The organism is Bacillus sp. GBSW19 (genome assembly GCF_002998655.1).
In the GTDB taxonomy this organism is placed as follows: Bacteria; Bacillota; Bacilli; order Bacillales; family Bacillaceae; genus Bacillus.
In genome coordinates, this window is sequence record NZ_PVRF01000012.1 from 1 (window position 1) to 791 (window position 791).

Annotated in this window: 1 tRNA gene and 1 rRNA gene; both read right to left on the reverse strand. The window is 38.3% G+C overall.

What is annotated here, in order from left to right:
* Positions 1-50: 50 nt before the first annotated feature.
* Positions 51-126, reverse strand: a tRNA-Val gene (locus tag C6344_RS18740).
* A 542-nt stretch (positions 127-668) separates the two neighbouring features.
* Positions 669-784: ribosomal RNA gene (rrf, locus tag C6344_RS18745) — 5S ribosomal RNA — on the reverse strand.
* Positions 785-791: the final 7 nt, after the last annotated feature.

Sequence of the window (791 nt, forward strand, 5' to 3'; positions counted from 1 at the left end):
AGTTGAGCTACACCGGCTTTATCTATCCTAACATTATGTAAGAATAAATATGGTGGAGGATGACGGGCTCGAACCGCCGACCCTCTGCTTGTAAGGCAGATGCTCTCCCAGCTGAGCTAATCCTCCACTATGTAGGAATCTCTCGATCCGACAAAGATTATTATATACAGGTTTTCATCATTTGTAAAGGCTATATTAAAAAAATTTTATTTCAATTTTCATTGGTATTTCTTTTAGCAAATGATCCTCATTTTCTCCATTCAAACTGCTGTCATTCAACGTTTATCAGCTGAAGTTCTCCTCTCTATATTCTCTTTAAAAACGGTCAATTCCTTCAGAAATATCAGCAGCCTATTATTTTTATGCTTTCATGGTATAGGTATTCCTTGGAATCAAACTTTAGGTGCAGTTTTTATAGATATTAGAATAGAGTTAACTATAAAGATTGATACAGTCCCCTTCTATAATCTAATACTCTATCTCTCTACTAGTTTTTTCATAACAAGGATTTATAATATGATGAACGTTCTATCTTTTTGATTTAAAATGTCTCACATACTTGTAAATGAGTTGGAGTGCCGCACGTTCATCAAACAAGTGCAATCAAAAAAATATCCTCTCAAGCAACACAAAAAGACCAGTTCCGTATGGAACTGATCCTTAGAAAAGCTTGGCGGCGTCCTACTCTCACAGGGGGAGACCCCCAACTACCATCGGCGCTGAAGAGCTTAACTTCCGTGTTCGGTATGGGAACGGGTGTGACCTCTTCGCTATCGCCACCAAACCTGATG